Genomic DNA, 18,273 nt, shown 5'->3' with positions numbered 1-18,273 from the left:
GGGCTCACGGTGTTGTGGGAGAGGATATCAGAAGCGGCGAGGGTGCCGGCTCCATTTGAGGAGAAGAAGCTTCGACTGCTCCCGGTGGCTGAGAGACCTTCCGTTCAAATCCGAGAGCGGCTTCCGCATCGAGGGTGGAGACACGGGCTGTCGGCTGGTAGTTGAACCCGCCGTGGCGTCCGTAGGACTGTATTCCAAACGCACGCAGTGCAGCGATGGCTTCGTCCGCCTGGCGGGCGGCGTCCCGGCTGTAGACGGGATAGGCATTGGTCAGGACTTGGGCGCCTTCGAGTTTCAGATCCCCCCGAAACAGCCCGTTCGCCGCAACGTGCGCCCGAAAATCTAATTCGGCCATTTCAACCGGGCTGTCCGGTTGGTCGGCAACGACTTCGACGGCGAAATATTCCCGCCCATGGGCCTGGCCGTAGAAGTCGGAATAGACCGTCAAGCGCTTCCATGCACCATCATGCGAGAAATTGTAGATAATCGGCTGCTGAAAACCACGCTCTCCGCGAAAGCTGAAATAGAGGCTGATCAGGGTGGTGGTATTGAGAACGTGCTGTCGCTCGATGGCGCACAGGGCCTGCACCCGCTCGATCGGGATCGTCGAAAACAGCCGGCCTGCGGTAATCACCCGGTCCTCCAGCCTCAATTGAAAGCCGTTTTCCAATCGGTCGATTGCGACTGGTTTGACGCCCAGGGCGAATTGCACCCCTCGGTTCTCCAGGTTTTGTTGAGCGAGCCGGTAAAGGGGCGCAAATCCGGATTTGGGGCGGGCGAGCTGCTTGTTGGTCGGACCCTGGCGTCGGCGACGAAAAAGGCGATGGGCGAGGTTGCCCAGCGAGGCATGTTCGCTGATCCACAGCATCCTTTTTTTCGCCAGATCGATATCGATCTGATCAAGCGCAATCCCGTAAAACCTCCGCATGTAGGATTCCAGGCCGGACCGCCGGAGAAGCTCGGCGCCGATCCAGTAGCGTGAGAAGTCTCTTGCGTTGCGCATTTCGCGCTGGAACAGGCGTGCATAGAACACCGACCCGAAGATGCGCATCATCCCCATGGCGCCGGCCCGCAAAATGTCGTCGCGCAGCGAAATCGGATAATCCGTGACCATCTTTTGGGGATTCAACCGCCCCCAGCGAGGCTCAATCGGCACATAGAGAGGGAGGAGTTCGGGAAAATGCGTCAGCAAGGGGGAATCGTCCTGGAAAATCAGGCTTCCGATGTCGAATGTATATCCATTCGTCGACCAGTCCATGTGGTTCCCGCCGATGTGGCCGTATTCATCGACGACCAGGATTTGCTGACATCCTTGGTTGGCCAGCACGGCAGCTGAAACGAGACCGCTAACCCCCGCTCCCAAAACAATGGCATCATACTCCAGATCGGCCGCCTTTTGAGGGGTGGGGAACTTCGCCTCCTGCATGCAGGTCTCCATCGTTTGATCTAGTACTTCCGAGTTATTACAGTACGGGAAATTCAATATATATTTCGTGCGCCTCGTTATTGCTCAAATAAATACCGGAGTGGTCATATTTTTGGCAGATATACTAATTGGTATATAGTAATTTAACTTGATGGCATTTGTCTATGTCTGTTACACTCTGCCATCGGCACGAATGCGTTCTTCTTCTTCGGATGCGTTCGGGGGAAATTTTCTATCAGGGATTTGGATTGGCGCTGGCCCGTCAAGGCGCGCTGGTCCCGGTAATTTGCGAGGGGTATGCTGGATGCCGCGACGGAGCCTCGACGATCTCAATCGGCCCCTTCATTCCATAGAGCTGATTGCGACAGACGTGTTCGACACCCTTTTGTTGCGCAACGGCCTGTCCCGGCGGTCGCGCATCATTGCGGGTGAAAAGATGTTTGCCCGCTTTCTGCAGGGCCAGGGTTCGCCCATGTGCCCCGACGAACTGATCCGGGCCAGGCTGCTTGCCGAAAAGATGGCATATCGTGCCTTGAACATGGGAGGCGGTCGGGGCGAGGTGTGCCTTTGCGATGTCATCAGCCGCCAAGCCGCCATTCTCGGGCTGTCGCGCAGCGTGATAGAGAAGCGGATCGCTATCGAGATTGAAGTCGAAAAGCGGGCGCTTTTTGCGAATGGTGATTTTGCCATGCTGTTGCGGCGCCATCGTCAAGCCGGTGTGAGGGTCGTGGCAATCACCGATACGGGGCTGTCCGGTGAAAAAGTCGGCGAGCTTATTGACCATTTTCACGGCCCGGGCCTCCTGGACGAGATCTATTCAAGTGCGGATATGAAGGCCAGCAAGCGGCAGGGCGACCTGTTTTCTCTGGTTCTAGAGGCTGAAAGCGTGGATGCTTCGCGCGCCCTGCACATCGGTGACGACCTCCTCGCCGATTGCCTCGTCCCAAAGAGCATGGGGATACAGACCATCCATATGCCGAAGAACCGCCTCAAGCGGCTCGTTTCACGGGGCAACGGCGCCCTGGCGGAAGGGCTGCGGCAAGTCAAAAGTGGATCGGGCTCTCGCCGGGCCATACCGCCCATCGGCGATCAGGTTCACTTCGGCGAACATGTATTCGGTCCGATCGTCGCAGAATTTTGTCTCTTTTTATGGCTATATGGTCAGCAGGCGAGTTCGGACCGTGATGCGACAATGCTCTTTTGCGCGCGCGGGGGACTTGGCATACGGGAAGCTTTCGAACGCCTCCAGTCCGTGCTCGACCTGCCTCTTTCGTTGAAGCGCGAGAACATCCTGATTTCGCGCCTGATTGCTGCCCGCTCAGCGGTGGCGGCCAGAAGCCCGGCTGTCCTCGATGAACTGGCGCGCGAATTCGAATGCGCAAGTTTCGCCGCCGTTGCACATGCGCTCGGCAACGGTTCTTATGATCTACCCGACAAGTGGCAGCAGGTTTTCGATGCGAGCCGCTTTTTCGACATGCTCGATACGACAGCCGGCAGCGCCGTCGCGCAAGACATCGACAGTCAGAATGACTGCTTCAAGATCCATATCGGGCAAATCGCAGGTGATGCCAAACGTATTATCCTCTGCGACACCGGGCTCTACGGCAGCACCCAGAGGCTTCTGTCCGCCGGGCTGCCGGAGCATCGTTTCGAAACGGTGCAGTTTGCGCGATGCAATTACAAGGGGCTTAGCGAAGACCATTTCCCCAATGTGGCGGGTCTCGTGGTGGAGGATCGCTTCTACAATCCCTTCAAGACGAGGACAGTGGTCCTGCGGTATTGGCATATCATCGAGAGCCTTTTTGAGCCGGCCATACCTTCCGTCAAAACGCTCAGCATGGGACATGACGGCATGGTGATCGGCAATTCGGGAGAGATTCGCTTCGGCAGGCTCGATCCAGCCGCTGGCAATCCGCTTCTCACCGGCGCGCTACGCTATATCGATGGTCTCTCCAGCGGCGCTCAGGTCCTAGGCGATGCGGATCGGGCTTGGCAGAGACTTAAACAAGCGATCATAAACCCGTCCAAGGCGGATGTGATCGCCTTGGGTGTCGCTCCCCGATCGGTTGATTTCGGGCGAGGTGAGTTCATAGCGACTGTCGCGCCGGCGACACGGGCCGGAATGGCACGCAAGTTGATGGCCGTGAAATCCCAGCTGTGGCGCGAAGGCGCGATTGCGCAGGAGTTTCCGCGGTTGAAGCCGGCCTTGCTCCGCGCCGTTGGAATGGCGCATGTCCTTCGAGGCTTCTCGGCCAAACTGAACCGTTGAAGAGCATTCGAGGACAATACCAACGACGGAAAAGAAGCAGGCCTCCTCGTTCGTGGAGCCCGGCGGTGAGACAGGGGCGTGGTGAAGAATGCTTGCGTTCGCAGCTCTCAAAGGAGCCAGTTGGCTCGTCTTTTCCCGCTTCGTCGGGCGGTTTATCGACTTTTTCAACGTACTCATTCTCGCCCGCCTGTTGTCTCCGACGGATTTTGGACTGGCGGCCCTCGCAATGGCGCTGGTCGTCGTCATCGATACGGTTCTGGAGGTTCCGGTCACCCAGGCACTGGTGCGACTGCCGGTGCTCGATAAGAGCCATCTTGATACCGGCTTCACACTCGGCGTGTTGAGAAGTTCGGCGATCGCCGCGATCTTTCTTGTTGGGACCTGGCCGTATTCTCTGGTCAATGGAAATCCATTGCTCGTCCCGGTGATCGCCGCCATGGCGCTCGGCCCTGTCGCGAAGGGGTTCATGAGCCCCGCCATGGTGCATTTTGCCCGCGCGCTCGAATTCCGCCCGACATTCGCGATCGAAACGATCAGCAAGCTCTGCGCTTTTGCGGCCGCTGTCGCCACCGTGGCTGCCGGAGGCGGCTATTGGGCGATCGTCGTCAATTTCGTGACCACCGCATTTGTCGCCACCATTGCCTCTTATGTAGTAGCCCCTTACAGACCCGCATTCTCGCTGAAGCGGCTCCCGGATTTTGCCGGCTTTATCGGCTGGTTCAGTTCGGCGCAGTTGGTGTCCGCCTTGAATTGGCAGTTTGATCGTTTCCTGATCGGCTCTGCCGGAAACAGCGCCATGCTCGGCCGCTACGCCGTTGCAAGTGACATCGCCGTCATCCCGACCCAGAGCATAATCGGCCCGGCGCTGCAGCCGGTCATGGCAGCTTTTTCGCAGATCAGTTCGAACGCGGACCGAATGAGGACGGCTTTCCTCAAGGCAAGTCGTTTCGCGATGCTGATTTCGCTTCCCGTTTGCGTCGGCCTCTCCCTGACGGCAGATCTCGTGACCGCTATCCTGCTCGGAGCGCAATGGAGCGACGCGGCTCCCTATCTCAGCCTGCTCGCCCTTTCAGTCATTCCGATACCGTATTTCCAGACGCTCTATTCGGCGAGCCTCGCTCTCGATCGTCCCTCCGTCATTTTCAGGCTCAATACGATAGACCTGTGTTTCCGGGTCGTTCTGATCTCCATTGGCTTCTATCTGTTCGCCGCCCATGGAGCGAGCATTGCCCGAATCCTGGTCGCTTCCGTCATGGCTGTTTTCTACATTGCCGAGGCACGGCGGCTGTTCGGGCTGGGGCCATGGCAGCAGCTCCGGAACCTTTGGAAAGTTCTGGCTTCCGCGGCGGTCATGGCAATTGTCGTCATCTGGTTGCGAACCGGAATGCCGGCGTCCGATCTGCCCGTTGTGGTACAGCTTATCGCGGTAGCGAGCGCGGGCGCAGCCACCTATCTCGTCACACTGTTCGGGCTGGGCATGCGGATTGCCCTTACAGCCGGGAGACCTGACCTGGTCGATCGCTAATCCGCTCAGGTCAGTGCTCGAATGAGCCCGCGCGTCGAGCGGGTCCCGGCACCCAGACGATAGGCAAGCGCCTTTCGGGCGCGATCTCTCGGAAGCAGACTGATGGCGGTGAAAAACAGTGTCATCGAAACCTTCATCCCCAGCGGGTTTTTGTCCCGCCACAGCCGCCCCACAAGTCCAGACAGGCTGGCAAAGGAAATCCGTTCATCCTCCGCCACCGCAAGATAGAAACGCCGCTCGCGATAGAAATAGGCGTGCTCGGCGGATACGAGGCCAGACTGATAGCCATAGCCTGGCAGGATCCGGCGCAGATGCTCCGTCCTGGCGACGAATCTCTGAAGATCCCGATGCAAAGCCTGTGTATTCAATTCGTCACCGAAGCCGGAATCGTTGCGGTCGTGGACCCGGTAGAGACCGAGCGGCTGCGGCAGGCTCACCACATCGCCGATGAATGGAGCCGCGAACAGGATAATGCCATCGACTGCCCTGTCATAGTCTGCGTCCTTCAGGAGTTCGCACACGTCGCGTCTAAAGACGTTGCCGGAGGTCGGAGGTGTCGCGTAGACGCCGGTGCGCAAGACCTGCCCGGCCAGTTCACGCCCTCTGAACGCCTGGAGTTCGGGTATCGGGCCGCTGATGACATTGCCGTCGCCATCGATCCGCTTCAACGGAAACTGAAGTTTCGCAACGCCGTCGTCCAGGTTGGTGATGATTACTTCCAATGCCCCGGAAAGGAGCTCATCATCGGCATCGAGGAATAGGACGAAGGGTGCCTGTGTCTGTTCAAGTCCAAAAAGACAGGCCTTGCGTTGACCGCCATTTGCAAGCCGAAACGCACGCACCCCCAGCTCGCGGATCACCTCCCACGAACCATCGGTGGAACCATCGTCGATCACGAGGATCTGGCACTGCCTGCACTTTTGCGAAAGGACGCTTTCAACCGCGTGCCGGATGAATTGCGAATAGTTGAAGCAGGTGATGATGATCGCGAGCTTGCAGATACTGCCTTCCGGATCATCCGCGGATCGTTCAGCTCCGAAGGAATCCTGCACCTGTGGAGGCGGTTCTCGGGAAACCACGGGGTCTGCGGTCATGACCTGACCCTGTTGACTACAGTGCCGATCACCGGCGCGCCAGCGCGCCGCAGCTGATTGTGAACGTCCTTCACCTCGTCAATCGTCGTGCGTCCGCTTTTTGCGACGATCAAGACGGCATCGGCATGAAATGCCAGTGCCAGCGCATCCAGGGAGGTATCAAGGGCCGGAAGATCGAAGATGACATCTCCCTTCAATCGAGCCGTTTCCAGAATCCGCAACACGCTGGAATGACGGAAATCTGCAAAAATGTTGATATGCGGGTCTATCGAGTGGATCGGCAGAGTGGCAATGCCATCGAGATTGCCGAACGACAGTTGATCCGCCTTCAGACCTGAGATCGCCACGTCGGCCAGGGAGGTCGAGGAACTGGATGTTTCTTCAACCATGGACGGCAACCCCGAATAGAAGAACGTCACATGGTGGCCGCTTCGGCTCAGAAGCTGCGCCATACTGAGAGACAGGGTCGAAACGCCGGTCGCAGCCGTTGCCCCGATGAACGCGATCACGATGTTTCTTTCCCGCCGTTGTGATGCGCAAGCGACATCGACGGAGGTTTTCAAGTCGCGAATGACGCTCGCGTATCGTTGAAGCGCCGGGCTATCGAAATGCCACCCGAGGCCTGCTGTTTTCCCGGTGTCCGGAACCGTTGCCAAGCATGGAATGCCGGCTTCCTGCGAGAGTTCCTTCGCATCGCGTACCCGGCGATCAAAGGCCACGTTGATGGCTATGGTCGACATGCCGATCAGGAACCCCAGCAGCCCACCCAATGCGGCGATCAGTGTCTTGCGCGGGCCGGAGGGATCGAGTGGTGGAAGTGCGGCGCCGATGATCCGGGCATCGGCATCCGGTGTGGCCACCGCCGGCAACGTGCCGTTCCTCATTGCCTCCCGGGCCGCATTGACCTGGATAGCCAGCGCGTCCAGTCGTCCTTGCAGCGTGTCCGTGCCAGCTCGCGCCATCTGTTCTTTTGAGGCAATCGATTGCAGGATGTATCCCGACACCATGGCGTTTGCGACGCGGGCAGGGAGGTTCTGATTGTATGACCAGAATTCGATTTCGACGACGTAAGATTGCCCCACCCGCCGCGCGCTCAGCCGTTTGACGAAATTCGCAAAAGCAATGCGACGTGCGTTTTCGCGGGGATCCGCGGTCGGATCCAGTGAATCCTCGGCCCGCCTTGATGTCTTGCCAAGCGTCGTCAACCCATTGTCCACGAGCGTCGACATCGTGTCCTGCACCTGAACCGCCAGGCCGCTGAATTCCTTCGGCGGCCGGGGGCCGAGTTCGGCGTCGCCTTGAAGGACAAGGCTTTCGAACACGGCGGATAGAAGCCGCTCCGAACGAATGATCTGCAATTCGCTCTCGGCGCTGTTCAGGTCCAGGTTCTGCTGCCCGCTGATGTCGCGGCCGGCGGAAGCAAATTGCCGCGGCTCGAGCAGAAGCGTTGCCGTGGCATTGTAGACCTTGGGGAGGGAGTTCGCATAAAGAAAGGCGAGCAGGAACCCCGCCGCCGTGCACGCGATAAGCCGCATCTTGTTGCGCCACGCAAGCGCGATCATCAGGCGCAACAGCGCGAGTGGGCCTTCGCCGGCATCGCCCATCGGTTCGCGATCCATGCGCCACAGACGGGAAGCGTCCTCCAGAGGGCCGGGCCTGTTGAAAGTCATTTGGCCTTTCCTCCGGTCCGCAGCGCAAGAGCGTCGAAAACTGGCAATCGAGCAGCACGCTCAGGCTCCAGGCGCCCCCGCAAAACATCGGCAAGGCCCATGAGATTGCCTTTGACCCTCCCGCGTCGATCAATAAACGGTTCCGCCCATAACAGCCGGCCGAAATTGCTGGTGATGTTGCGCAGAACCTGGTCGGCGACCTGCGCAAGCGTCATGGTGCCCTTGCGCATCATGTAAAGCGGGTTGACGATCTGAGAATATCCCAGCCGTTCACCGCTCACGCGGCCGCTCTTGACGCCCATATGTACGCCACAGGCCTCGTCCGATTTAACGAAGCGTCCACCCTGCCTGGCAAGTGCGGCCGCGAAATCACGGTCCTCCAGCCAGCCGTACAGGACCAGCCGTTCGTCAAACCTTGCCTCACCGATGGCCGACATGCGGAAGGCCATGTTGCAGCCATAGGGACTGTAGGGTTCATGCCACCTCGAGCCGCGGGGCGGTGCGCGATCCAGAAGGCGAAGGGCCTCGTCGAAGGGGATGCCGGGGCCTTTGATTCCGTCGGCGATCACGTGGCCCGTCAGCCCGACGAGGCGGCTTTCATCGCGAAATGCGCAGAGGGCGGACGCCAACCAATTCCTATGGGCGACGAAATCGTCGTCGAAAAAGACGACCACGTCCGTTCTGGCGGGCAGGTTGGCGAGCGCTCGGTTGCGTTGGGCCGCAAGGCCGGCCTTTCCCGCGACGATCGTCACTTCGGGATCGGAAACCAGGTCGCCGACGTCGGACGTATCGACACAGGACACCACCAATGTATCCGGCCGAACTGTCTGGGTTGCGAGAAGATGGCGCACCGTCGCGCCGACGACGGCCGGACGGCCGCGGGTGGCGATGACAACTGCCAGGCTAAGTTCCGTCGAGTTGGAAGATCTAGCGGGAACAAGGCCTTTCGCAGGGTCCTGAAGCAGTTCCCGATAACCCGCTGCGGTGTTCGCCCAGGAGAAGTTGCGCACCTGCTCCAAGCCCCGGCCGCGCAACTCGCCTTTGAGCAGATCGGACCCTTTCAGGGCGGCGACATGCCTGATCCACGCCTCCGGCTGGAAGGGAGAGGCCATCAGCGCCGCCGTACCGCATACTTCGGGCATGCTTGCGCAGTCGGACGCCACGACGGGGCAACCCAAGGCCATGGCTTCGACAATGGGCAGCCCAAAACCCTCGGTGATGGAGGGGAACGCCAGACAGAGTGCGTGTTTCAGGAAATAGGCAAGATCGTCGTCCGACACCCGCCCCACGAGGAGGAGGTTCGGCCGTTTCTCGAGAAGGTCAGAGGCAAAAATGCCGGCGCTTCCGCCGGCGACGACGATGTCGATATCCAGGTCGTCCAGAGCCTCAGCAGCCTTCATCAGCAAGCCAAGGTTTTTGTGCTGAGCACGGGACGCAAGCGCCAGAACGAATTGGCGGCCCCTTGCGCTTATGGCACTGACGATTTGCGGAGCGACCTTCGCCAGCCCGGCATCCCACTCGAGAGCGTGTTCATGGCCATTGGGAAGGACGGCAATGTCCTGCTGCCGGACAGGCAGGTAGCGGGCAAGTTGCCGCGCTGATGCGTGGGAGACCGTGGCGATGCGAGCGGACCGTCGAACCAGAAGCGGATGCAGTCGGGAGTAGGCCATACGGAAGGCGCGGCCATAACTTTCCGGGGCGGCGAAAATGTTGGCGTCATGGATGCAGACGATCTGATCCTTCTTAAGAACGGGTGCCGAATTGCAAAGATTGAGCAGCGGCCCCTGGCAAGTCCGGGCAAGCACGGCCTGCTCCCACGCGTGCCCGCCGAAGCCACCGGAGGTGACCAGCGGAAGTTGGGCAAAACCCGGATCCGGTGTGCCGGCGGGCGCGATTATCGGCAGGCACTCGTCATGACCGAAGGTGCGGTCGAGAGCCTTGACGACATTCATCGCATAACGTTGAACGCCGGTCGCATTTTGCGTCAGGAACCGCCCGTTGATGGCGCAGTGCTCGAATGAGCTCACGACTGCCCTCCATCATGGTTCGCGCGGAGAGAGGGGATGTGCGGGGACCAAGGGCGGTGGACGAGGGAGCTCCGTCCATCTGCGAATTTTCCGGTTTGCGCAAAACAAGGCCGCAGCGAAAGGCAGATGGCGGTCCCGTTTTGCTGAAAGTTTCTGCTGACGATCTCAAAACTGGCTTGCAAGATGTGCTGATCCCTCGATGCTATTGCATTGCGTCTGCCGTATGCGCTCGCTCCCGCGGAGCGTCCGCCATTTCTTAACCGCCCCCGCGGGATGGGGTGAATAATCAATAGCTGCCGTGTGCGCGCAGGACCGCCGGGACGGTCTTGGCCATGATGACGATATCCCCCCAGATGCTTTGTTCCCGGACATAACGCATGTCGAGTTCGACGCGCGCGTTGTAGCTGATGTCGTTGCGGCCGCTGATCTGCCAAAGCCCAGTCAGGCCCGGCCGAACCCGGATGTAATCCACGAAGTGGCGACCATAGAACTCCGCCTCGCTCGATACGATCGGGCGCGGGCCGACGATGCTCATCTGCCCCAATACGACGTTCAGGAGCTGTGGTATCTCGTCGGCGCTGCTCTTGCGCAGCAAGGCGCCGAGCGGCGTAATCCTGGGGTCGTTCTTCAGTTTGCGCGTGGCGGCCCATTCCGCCCCGTCCGACGGATTGGCGGAGAGATGCCGAAGCAGGGCCTCGTCGGCATTGGGGACCATTGTCCTGAACTTGAGACAGGGGAACATCACCCCATTCTTGCCAATCCGGCGGTGCCCGACGAAGATCGGGCGACCCTGAACGGCATAAAGCAGGGCGATCAGCATCACGATCATCGGCATGAGAACGATAAGGGCGATAAGGGAAATGACCGTGTCGAGAGCCCGTTTCAGATAGACCGAGAGACGATGAGAGGCCTCGTTTCCGATCCTCGGGAAAGCGAATTGTTCGGGTGCCTGAAGATGCGTGCCGTTCATCGCATTCAAATTACCACTGACATTCATGTCATTCATCTGCGGGCTCCGTACTCTAGGAAAAAGACGAAAGGGTATGGGCAGACAATCTATAGCGGCATCCACACCACGTTAGCTCTTGGTATTTCATTTGACAATACTTTTATTGCGGCGCACTATTTAGGCAATCATGGAATGTATCGTAATATTTACCGATATATGTGCGAATTAAACTGCACATTCTGGGGTAGATAATTATATTTACTTCTTTCGATCTAGAGCGTGAGCCAAATTGCTGCAATGGCTAAAGAACTTGGCCTATTGCTCGGTCATTGGGGAGACTTCATGCGGGTGGCAATCATCCATTACTGGTTGGTCGGAATGCGGGGCGGTGAAAAGGTCCTGGAGGCGCTCTGCCGGATTTATCCAGGCGCCGATATCTTTACCCATGTGTATGATCCTGCTGTAATTTCAGCGGAAATCCGGAAGCATCGCATCCAGACGACCTTCATCGATTCCTTGCCCTACGCGAAGCGGATGTACAAAAAATATCTGCCGCTGATGCCCATGGCCTTGGAGCAACTGGACCTCAGCGGGTATGACCTCGTCATTAGTAGCGAGTCGGGACCCTCAAAAGGAGTAATACCTACCTCGCCGGCTATCCATATTTGTTACTGTCATTCGCCGATGCGATACATTTGGAACATGTACAATAAGTACTATGAGACCTCCGGCAGGTTGACGCGAATGATGATGCCGCCGCTGGCCCATTATTTGCGGACCTGGGATGTCGCGGCAGCCAGCCGTGTCGATGAATTCATCGCCAATTCCACGACGGTGGCGCAGCGGGTGAAGAGCTATTACCGCAGGGATGCGCAGATTATCCATCCGCCCGTCGATACCCAGGCTTTTCGACCGGTCGCCACCCGCGATCTCGAGGATTATTATCTGATGGCCGGGGAACTGGTGAGCTACAAACGCCCGGATCTTGCCGTGGAAGCGTTCAACCAGATGAAGGCGAAGCTGGTGGTCATCGGTGGCGGCGAAATGCTGGCTCGCCTGCGCAAGATCGCTGGACCGACCGTGACGATCATGGGTGCCCAACCATTCGACGTCCTTCAGCACCACTACGCACGCTGCAGGGCACTCGTATTTCCGGGCGAGGAAGATTTCGGCATCGTGCCTGTTGAAGCGATGGCAAGCGGTCGCCCTGTCATCGCCTATGGACGGGGCGGAGCGACGGAAACCGTCGTCGCCGGCAAGACCGGTGTATTTTTTCCCATCCAGTCGGTCGAGGCCGTCATTGATGCCGTGGAGCGTCTCGATAAAATGGATCTCAATCCCGCCGATGCCGTGGCGCGGGCGCAGGATTTCAGGACGTCGGTTTTCATCGACAAATTCCGATCCTACGCCAATCATCTCACCGGGCAGGGACCGATCTGGGATGACGTGCGAATAGCGTAAAGCCAACCGGAGAAACAGGAGTGACCGGATGCAGCAACTGAGTTTCTTGCAGTGCCCATCTGCGACGGATGTCAGGGCATCGGCCGCATCAGCCTCCCGGCTGCGTTACCTAGCCAAGCTTTTCCTGGTGATGATGGCCTGGTTTGCGGTTTTTTCTCCGGGCATTCCGGCAGGTGCGGCCGATTACACGCTCGGGCCGCAGGACGTTCTTAAAATTCGGGTTTTCGAATGGCGGCCGAATGCCGGAGTGGCGTTCGAATGGGTGCCGTTGACCGGTGAATTCGCCGTTTCCGCCGCAGGCACGTTGTCGCTTCCGATCATCGGCACCGTTTCGGTCGCCGGCAAGACGCTGGATGACGTATCAGGCTTGATCGGAGAGCAGCTTCAGAAACAGGTTGGCTTGCAGAAACGGCCCAATGCTTCCGTGGAGGTTTCGGTCTATCGGCCATTCTTCGTGACCGGCTTGGTGTCCAAGCCGGGGAAATACGGCTACGTCCCCGGCCTGACGGTGATCCAGGCAATCAGCATGGCTGGCGGGCTTGGGCAGGGAGATCCTGAAATGCTCGCGCTCCAGCGCGATGCGCTGGTCAGTCACGGGGACCTCGGCCAACTGGAATTCGAACATTATGGGCTTCTGGCGCGTCAAGCGCGTGTCGAGGCGCTTCTGGCCGGCGCGACCACGATCTCGTTCCCGCAGGATCTGACATCGCAAGCCTCCCGACCGGCGCTGGCGCGCGTGATGCAGGATGAGCAGGCATTGTTCGAGACCCGGCTGCACCTGATGAACACGGAACTCGACAGGCTTGGCCAGGCCAAGATTCTGGCCACGAACCAGCTCGAAACCCTGCGGCTCAAGGAAAGCTCGCTCGCCAGGCAGACCGAAATGGCGGCAAAGGATCTGAACGCCGTCAACAAGATGGTGTCCCAGGGTTTGACGGTATCGTCTCGGCAACTGGGCGCCAACCAAAGCCTCGCGGATCTCGAAAGCCGCAGCCTGGACGTCTCGCTTGCAATTCTCAAGACGCAGCAGGATCTCGCCAAGCTCGATCAGGAAATGGGCGATTTTCGCCAGAAATACAGAGGTGACGCGCTTACCGAGGCTGTGGACCTGCGCGATCGGCTGGCCGCCAATTCCGAAAAAGCGAAAACGGCGCGTGCGCTTTTGGCGAACATCGAGTTGCGCGCTCCCGCCGCCCTTGCCGCGCTGGAAGCCGACGGCGAGCCGGCGTTTGTCATCAAGGTCAATCGGACAATCAAGGGAGCGATGCAGACCTTGGTCGTCACCGACAATGACGAGGTGGGCCCGGGCGACGTCGTGCGGGTGGAAAGACGAGCGAGAGATATTCGGCCGAAGAATTTCTAAACCGCAGCCGGAGCCGATAGCACAAAATCGCCGTCCAGCTCGAAGCTGGAAGCTAGCCGATTCCCGCTTGCTAGGGACATTCAGCACATGTTAGAATAAAATTCTCAAATACCGGAGACGGAACTGGTCAAAGGACGCTGATGACTTGGGACTTGGTCATTGCATTCATCATCGGCTTGCTTTGCGCAGCCCGATTGCCAATTTTGATCTTCACGCTTGTCGTTCTGGCAGTCGTCATCATTCTGGCGACAACCGCAATTGTCCTCGATTATTCGGTATCCGATGCGCTGACCTGGGCGTTCCTGGTGGCGGTGGCGCTTGAGGCGGGGTGTGTCGCCATGAATGGAATCTTCTATCTTCTCTATGTCCGGAGGCGGGTAAACGAGCGAGAGCAATCCTCGTTGGGCGTGAATTCGAAATACTCCGGAGAATGAGAAGCTCAAGACCGGGCATGTGAGTGCAGTCACGCGGCGCTTCGTCACCCGGCTTCTCTATTTTCGACGCCCTTTTCGAGGGCGGAAAGCGCAAGCCGTTGGGCGTCTGCCATGCCGTAACGAAAGCGATAGCCGGCCTCCTTCAGGCGCTGGTTGGAAAAGCGCATTCGCCACAGAGGGTTTCTCAAAGGCAGGGTTCTAAACCTCAGGAAATCGTGAAGCCAGTCGGCGAATGCCGGTATCGGCACGCTTCTGTAGCGTCGGTCATGGCTGACGGCGAAAGCCTTTCGCATGAAATCGATGTGCCGTGGGTCGGGGCAATCGTCCTCCGCGAGGTTATAGACCTCGACCTGACCCGGCTGGCCGTGTCCGGCCAGGCTACGCACGATAAGCCAGATCATCGCATCGGAGACGTCGCGAACATAGATGTGATGTGCATGGCGATGGGCGCCCAGCAGTCGCTTGATCGGGTTCCAGTCCCGGATCCCGATGATCTGGTTGATGTCGACGACCACGGCTGGCCGCACGATCGTAAAGCGGGTCTGTCTTGCAACGGCGCGCAATGCGAGCTCGCCTGCCAGTTTGGTCCGCCCATACATTCGAACATAGTCGAGAGCCCAGTATTGCGAGGGGATATCCCGATCGGCGGTCAACGCCGGCGAGCCCTCATCGATCAGACGCTTTCGTCCACTCCCGTAAACTGAAACGGTGCTGACATAACAGAAGGCGGCGATACCCTGACGCTCGCAGGCTTGCGCAAGTTGTCGGGTGGCGTCCACATTGACCCGCTGCATGCGCTCCATCTTGCCGAGCTCCGCCGCAAGGTGCAGGACGGCGCAGCAGCCTTTGACGAGCCCGTCCCAATCGTCATCCGTCATAAAGTCGAACCGCCGCCACTCCAGGAGATCGTCAATCTGGCCCCTATCCGCCGCCAATGGTTTCGATGTGGTGGCACGTACGGCATAACCGCGTTCGATCAGATCCGCGACGACGATCCTGCCGATCCTGCCGGTCGCGCCGGTCACCAGAACCGGCTTTGCCTTAAGCAAATCTGGCATGGGCCGTCACCAGAACTGGTTCTCGATATGGGTGCTTCGCCTTGACGTGGTCGGCGAGGCGAACAGCCAGTGCGACGATCATCTGGGTCGGATTGCAGTGCCCGGCCGTCGGGAAGACCGAACTGCCCTGCACGAAGAGACCGCTGACGCCATGCACTTCGCAGTTGGCATCAACGACGCCATGGCTGGGCTGCGTGGACATGCGCGTCGTTCCGGTCGGATGAGCGACATCGACGAATGTCGAGGGAATTTCGGCGCCGTCCCTGGCCCATTCCTCCAGCTTCGGCGCAGGCAGCCCGGCTTTCGGCAGTTCCTGGACAGCCAATTCCGCCATTCTGCGCATCGTGCGGGACTCATCGCTGTGGCTGCGCCAGTCCACTCGCGGCAAGCGCATGCCCAGTCGATCGCGTCGTTCCGACAAGGTCACGCGGCTATCGGGATTGGGCACCTGCTCGCACATGCATTGCAGGTCGAGTTCGGTCAGCTTCCGCGGCACTCCATTCTTCGCGCCCAGAAAGTCCTTCAGCCCCCTGACGAGCAAATTGCTGTTCGCGATGATATTGAACAGGTCCTGCGGCAGTTTCGGGGTGCGCCCCGCCACGCGTCGCAAGGCATCCCAGGGATCATCCTTTGCCAATACCTCGCCGAGCCAGCCGGCGCAGTTGAGCAGCTGTTCGCGCCGTTGGATATCGGGACTCAGCCGAAATCCGGCGCGAAAGAAATGGCGACTGACATTGTATCGGCCAAAGCGCTTTTGAAGAGCATCGGAACCCGGCAGCGAAAAGGTCGCCACCGAACCCCTGAGATGGTCCATGAGATAGCGTCCCACCTGGTCGTGGTCGTTTCCCACTCCGTGAGGTTTCGTCTCGTCGGAGTTCATCAGTATGCGTGCATTTTCGACGCCTCCGCAGCACAGGATCACGATGGATGCGGCCAATACCTGCTGGCTGCCATCGGCCGCCGTAAATCGCACGCCGCGGATGGCATCCCCCGACGCCGATACGTGGACGCTCTGCGCGGTCGCCCCGGTGACGAGTGTCACATTGGGGCCGATCCGCTTGGCCACATGACGACCGAAGCGCATATATTCGTAAGGGTAAGCTTCTTCGGTATCCCGGCTGAACTGCCAGAAGAAAGGGATCAGGATTGCCGGATCGAGATCGGGTGTCGGCCGCTGGCGGTTGGCAATCGCCCAGAACCGTTCATCATTGTAGCCATTGCCGAAAGCCAGGCCGAGATGGGAGGCAGTGCGCGCCAGATAAGGTTCGAGATCCGCGCCATCGATCGGCCAGCCGGAATACGGAACCCAAGGACGCTCTTCATAATCGATGGCATCGAAGGGGCCGCAGCGTCCGCCCCAGGTATGGGAACTGCCGCCAACGATACGATTGCGGACGGACCATTGGTCACCCGCCCGCGGACGACCGACATTGTCGATCTCGTCAAGCGCATCCATCAGGGGATCACGGGCCATGCCGCCGCTCTCCAGAAGAGTGACGCGCAGGTTCGTATTCGACAATTCCTGCGCAAGCGTCGTGCCGGCAGGTCCTGACCCGACAATGCAGATATCGCAGGCTGGTAGCGGAAGTACAGTTTTCCCCGAAATCGCGTTTAATTCGATGACGGACATCCAGAAAACCTTTGCTGTTGCAATCTCATCGACGTTGTATCAATGTTATTGCGCTAGGCGGTGAATAACTTCTTGTATTCCGCCAGTTTTAACTTAATATTTCAGCAGGGATGTTTCCGACGTTTTTTGTATGAGATTTTCCTTACTATACATGGTCTTCGGAAAATTCAAAGAGGTTAAGGTATATGCAAATAGCAACCATGCCCTACTCCGAAAGACTTAGTACCCATACACCTTTGAAGATCCTCTACGTCCAACCGGGTACGAGCGCTTTCGCCGGTATCGAAAGGGTCGTGGATACGATCTGCTCCGGCCTGACGGATCAGTATGGGAGCGACTTCGAAGTGGACGTCCTCTACACGTCGGTTCACAAAAATCGCCCCGAGGGCAGGAATTACACCGTTATCGACCGCGTGGCTTCGAGCCGGATCGAGCTGATGCGCAACTTCCGGAAGGTCATTGCGAGCAAGGATTATGACCTGATCGTCGTGCCGCAGATCGAGCCGACGGTGATCTGCATGGCCTCCTGCATCGGCATCCGGCGCCGGTTTGCCGTCCATCTTCACGGCAATCCGAAGCTGGAGCGCAGCCATATCAAAGCCAAGATACTCTTCCTGTTGATGAAGACACTTTTCCTGCCGAAGATCGCCTCGGTTTTCGGAACCTCGCCGCGGCAGCTCACCTCATTCAATGCGATGTTCAAGAGCAAGCGGCCGCATTATTGGGTGCCGAACCCGGTGCGAAAGTTTGACCTTTCCGATGCCGGCCAGGCACGCGTCGACGATAACGTCACGTTCATCAATATCGGTCGCTTCTCCTTTCAGAAAGGCCAGGACATTCTTTTGGCCGCGTTTTCCGAACTGCGGAAAAAACGCAGTGATGTCCTGCTGAAAATCGTCGGTTATGGTGACGGGGAGGCGGCCTTGCGGGCAGAGATCGACCGCCGGGGCCTCACCGACGTGGTAAGCCTGGAGCATCATCCCGAAAATCCCCAGCCTGCGCTGGCGGCAAGTGACGTCTATGTCTCCACCTCCCGATGGGAGGGATGGTCGCTCGCAATCTGTGAAGCGTTGCGGTTTGGCCTGCCGGTCATCGCGACCGATTGTGAATTCGGCCCGAGCGATATCCTCGTCGACAGCAGGCTGGGCATGCTCGTGCCGGTGGATCGTCCCGAGGAGCTCGTGAACGCGATGATTTATTATTGCGACAACCTGCGCGGCGAGCAGGCCCATGCCAGCTTCCGCCAGGAGTTCGTTGACTGTTACAGCCCGGAGCGGGTGCTTGAGGTGCATGCCAATGCGTTGCGGCGTGCGGCAGCGGCATAGATCTCTGCGGGCCAGCCTGAATGAAACGACGTGAGGTGGATC

At 58.9% G+C, this 18,273-nt stretch carries 13 protein-coding genes; 6 read left to right on the top strand and 7 right to left on the bottom strand.

The window, feature by feature from the left end:
• Window positions 1–4: 4 nt before the first annotated feature.
• Window positions 5–1,426, bottom strand: a complete 1,422-nt coding sequence (locus RG540_RS29430; RefSeq protein ID WP_065814458.1) for an NAD(P)-binding protein — start codon at window positions 1,424–1,426, stop codon at window positions 5–7.
• 304 nt (window positions 1,427–1,730) lie between these two features.
• Between RG540_RS29430 and RG540_RS29425 the strand changes: the two genes are divergently transcribed.
• A complete protein-coding gene (locus tag RG540_RS29425; protein ID WP_041365798.1) occupies window positions 1,731–3,695 on the top strand; it encodes a hydrolase in 1,965 nt (654 codons plus the stop codon).
• Window positions 3,696–3,783: 88 nt separating this feature from the next.
• Entirely contained in the window at window positions 3,784–5,220 is a 1,437-nt protein-coding gene (locus RG540_RS29420; protein WP_041365796.1) for an oligosaccharide flippase family protein, read from the top strand.
• A gap of 5 nt (window positions 5,221–5,225) precedes the next feature.
• Here RG540_RS29420 and RG540_RS29415 read toward each other — a convergent pair whose 3' ends face one another.
• From RG540_RS29415 to RG540_RS29400, 4 genes are all read right to left on the bottom strand, one after another.
• Window positions 5,226–6,314: a glycosyltransferase family 2 protein gene (locus tag RG540_RS29415; protein WP_080725140.1), complete on the bottom strand. Its 1,089-nt coding sequence runs from the start codon at window positions 6,312–6,314 to the stop codon at window positions 5,226–5,228.
• Entirely contained in the window at window positions 6,311–7,984 is a 1,674-nt protein-coding gene (locus RG540_RS29410; protein ID WP_041365794.1) for a Wzz/FepE/Etk N-terminal domain-containing protein, read from the bottom strand. The genes RG540_RS29415 and RG540_RS29410 overlap by 4 nt, the downstream gene beginning before the upstream one ends.
• Window positions 7,981–10,011 carry a glycosyltransferase family 4 protein gene (locus RG540_RS29405; protein ID WP_041365792.1) on the bottom strand — a complete coding sequence of 677 codons (2,031 nt, stop codon included), beginning with the start codon at window positions 10,009–10,011 and terminating at the stop codon, window positions 7,981–7,983. The genes RG540_RS29410 and RG540_RS29405 overlap by 4 nt, the downstream gene beginning before the upstream one ends.
• A gap of 286 nt (window positions 10,012–10,297) precedes the next feature.
• On the bottom strand, window positions 10,298–11,017 hold the full coding sequence (locus RG540_RS29400; RefSeq protein ID WP_080725139.1) for a sugar transferase: 720 nt from the start codon (window positions 11,015–11,017) through the stop codon (window positions 10,298–10,300).
• Window positions 11,018–11,302: 285 nt separating this feature from the next.
• On the opposite strand from RG540_RS29400, the gene RG540_RS29395 reads away from it, so the two are divergent.
• The 3 genes from RG540_RS29395 to RG540_RS29385 all read left to right on the top strand — a co-directional run bounded on the left by RG540_RS29395 (window position 11,303) and on the right by RG540_RS29385 (window position 14,218).
• The gene (locus tag RG540_RS29395; protein WP_244446730.1) at window positions 11,303–12,421 is read left to right on the top strand and encodes a glycosyltransferase; all 1,119 of its coding nucleotides are present in this window, start codon (window positions 11,303–11,305) and stop codon (window positions 12,419–12,421) included.
• Between the two features lie 28 nt (window positions 12,422–12,449).
• Complete coding sequence (locus RG540_RS29390) at window positions 12,450–13,784, top strand: polysaccharide biosynthesis/export family protein (RefSeq protein WP_046601481.1); 1,335 nt, start codon at window positions 12,450–12,452, stop codon at window positions 13,782–13,784.
• Between the two features lie 140 nt (window positions 13,785–13,924).
• Complete coding sequence (locus RG540_RS29385) at window positions 13,925–14,218, top strand: hypothetical protein (protein WP_041365790.1); 294 nt, start codon at window positions 13,925–13,927, stop codon at window positions 14,216–14,218.
• 44 nt (window positions 14,219–14,262) lie between these two features.
• On the opposite strand, the gene RG540_RS29380 is transcribed toward RG540_RS29385, so the two are convergent.
• The gene (locus RG540_RS29380; protein WP_041365788.1) at window positions 14,263–15,276 is read right to left on the bottom strand and encodes an NAD-dependent epimerase/dehydratase family protein; all 1,014 of its coding nucleotides are present in this window, start codon (window positions 15,274–15,276) and stop codon (window positions 14,263–14,265) included.
• Complete coding sequence (locus RG540_RS29375; RefSeq protein WP_041365786.1) at window positions 15,260–16,906, bottom strand: GMC oxidoreductase; 1,647 nt, start codon at window positions 16,904–16,906, stop codon at window positions 15,260–15,262. Before RG540_RS29375 ends, RG540_RS29380 begins: the two co-directional genes overlap by 17 nt.
• 185 nt (window positions 16,907–17,091) lie before the next feature.
• Between RG540_RS29375 and RG540_RS29370 the strand changes: the two genes are divergently transcribed.
• The gene (locus tag RG540_RS29370; protein ID WP_041365784.1) at window positions 17,092–18,231 is read left to right on the top strand and encodes a glycosyltransferase; all 1,140 of its coding nucleotides are present in this window, start codon (window positions 17,092–17,094) and stop codon (window positions 18,229–18,231) included.
• The last annotated feature ends 42 nt before the right edge of the window (window positions 18,232–18,273 follow it).

This window comes from Neorhizobium galegae bv. orientalis str. HAMBI 540 (assembly GCF_000731315.1).
Taxonomy (GTDB): domain Bacteria; phylum Pseudomonadota; class Alphaproteobacteria; order Rhizobiales; family Rhizobiaceae; genus Neorhizobium; species Neorhizobium galegae.
Note: the sequence above shows the minus strand (reverse complement) of the source record. Positions and strands in the feature narration are given on the sequence as shown.

Excerpts from the sequence above, each read along its gene's own strand:
- RG540_RS29430 (WP_065814458.1), bottom strand. The coding sequence starts at position 1,426 with ATGCAGGAGGCGAAGTTCCCCACCCCTCAAAAGGCGGCCGATCTGGAG.
- RG540_RS29425 (WP_041365798.1), top strand. The coding sequence starts at position 1,731 with ATGCCGCGACGGAGCCTCGACGATCTCAATCGGCCCCTTCATTCCATA.
- RG540_RS29420 (WP_041365796.1), top strand. The coding sequence starts at position 3,784 with ATGCTTGCGTTCGCAGCTCTCAAAGGAGCCAGTTGGCTCGTCTTTTCC.
- RG540_RS29415 (WP_080725140.1), bottom strand. The coding sequence starts at position 6,314 with ATGACCGCAGACCCCGTGGTTTCCCGAGAACCGCCTCCACAGGTGCAG.
- RG540_RS29410 (WP_041365794.1), bottom strand. The coding sequence starts at position 7,984 with ATGACTTTCAACAGGCCCGGCCCTCTGGAGGACGCTTCCCGTCTGTGG.
- RG540_RS29400 (WP_080725139.1), bottom strand. The coding sequence starts at position 11,017 with ATGAATGACATGAATGTCAGTGGTAATTTGAATGCGATGAACGGCACG.
- RG540_RS29395 (WP_244446730.1), top strand. The coding sequence starts at position 11,303 with ATGCGGGTGGCAATCATCCATTACTGGTTGGTCGGAATGCGGGGCGGT.
- RG540_RS29390 (WP_046601481.1), top strand. The coding sequence starts at position 12,450 with ATGCAGCAACTGAGTTTCTTGCAGTGCCCATCTGCGACGGATGTCAGG.
- RG540_RS29385 (WP_041365790.1), top strand. The coding sequence starts at position 13,925 with ATGACTTGGGACTTGGTCATTGCATTCATCATCGGCTTGCTTTGCGCA.
- RG540_RS29380 (WP_041365788.1), bottom strand. The coding sequence starts at position 15,276 with ATGCCAGATTTGCTTAAGGCAAAGCCGGTTCTGGTGACCGGCGCGACC.
- RG540_RS29375 (WP_041365786.1), bottom strand. The coding sequence starts at position 16,906 with ATGTCCGTCATCGAATTAAACGCGATTTCGGGGAAAACTGTACTTCCG.
- RG540_RS29370 (WP_041365784.1), top strand. The coding sequence starts at position 17,092 with ATGCAAATAGCAACCATGCCCTACTCCGAAAGACTTAGTACCCATACA.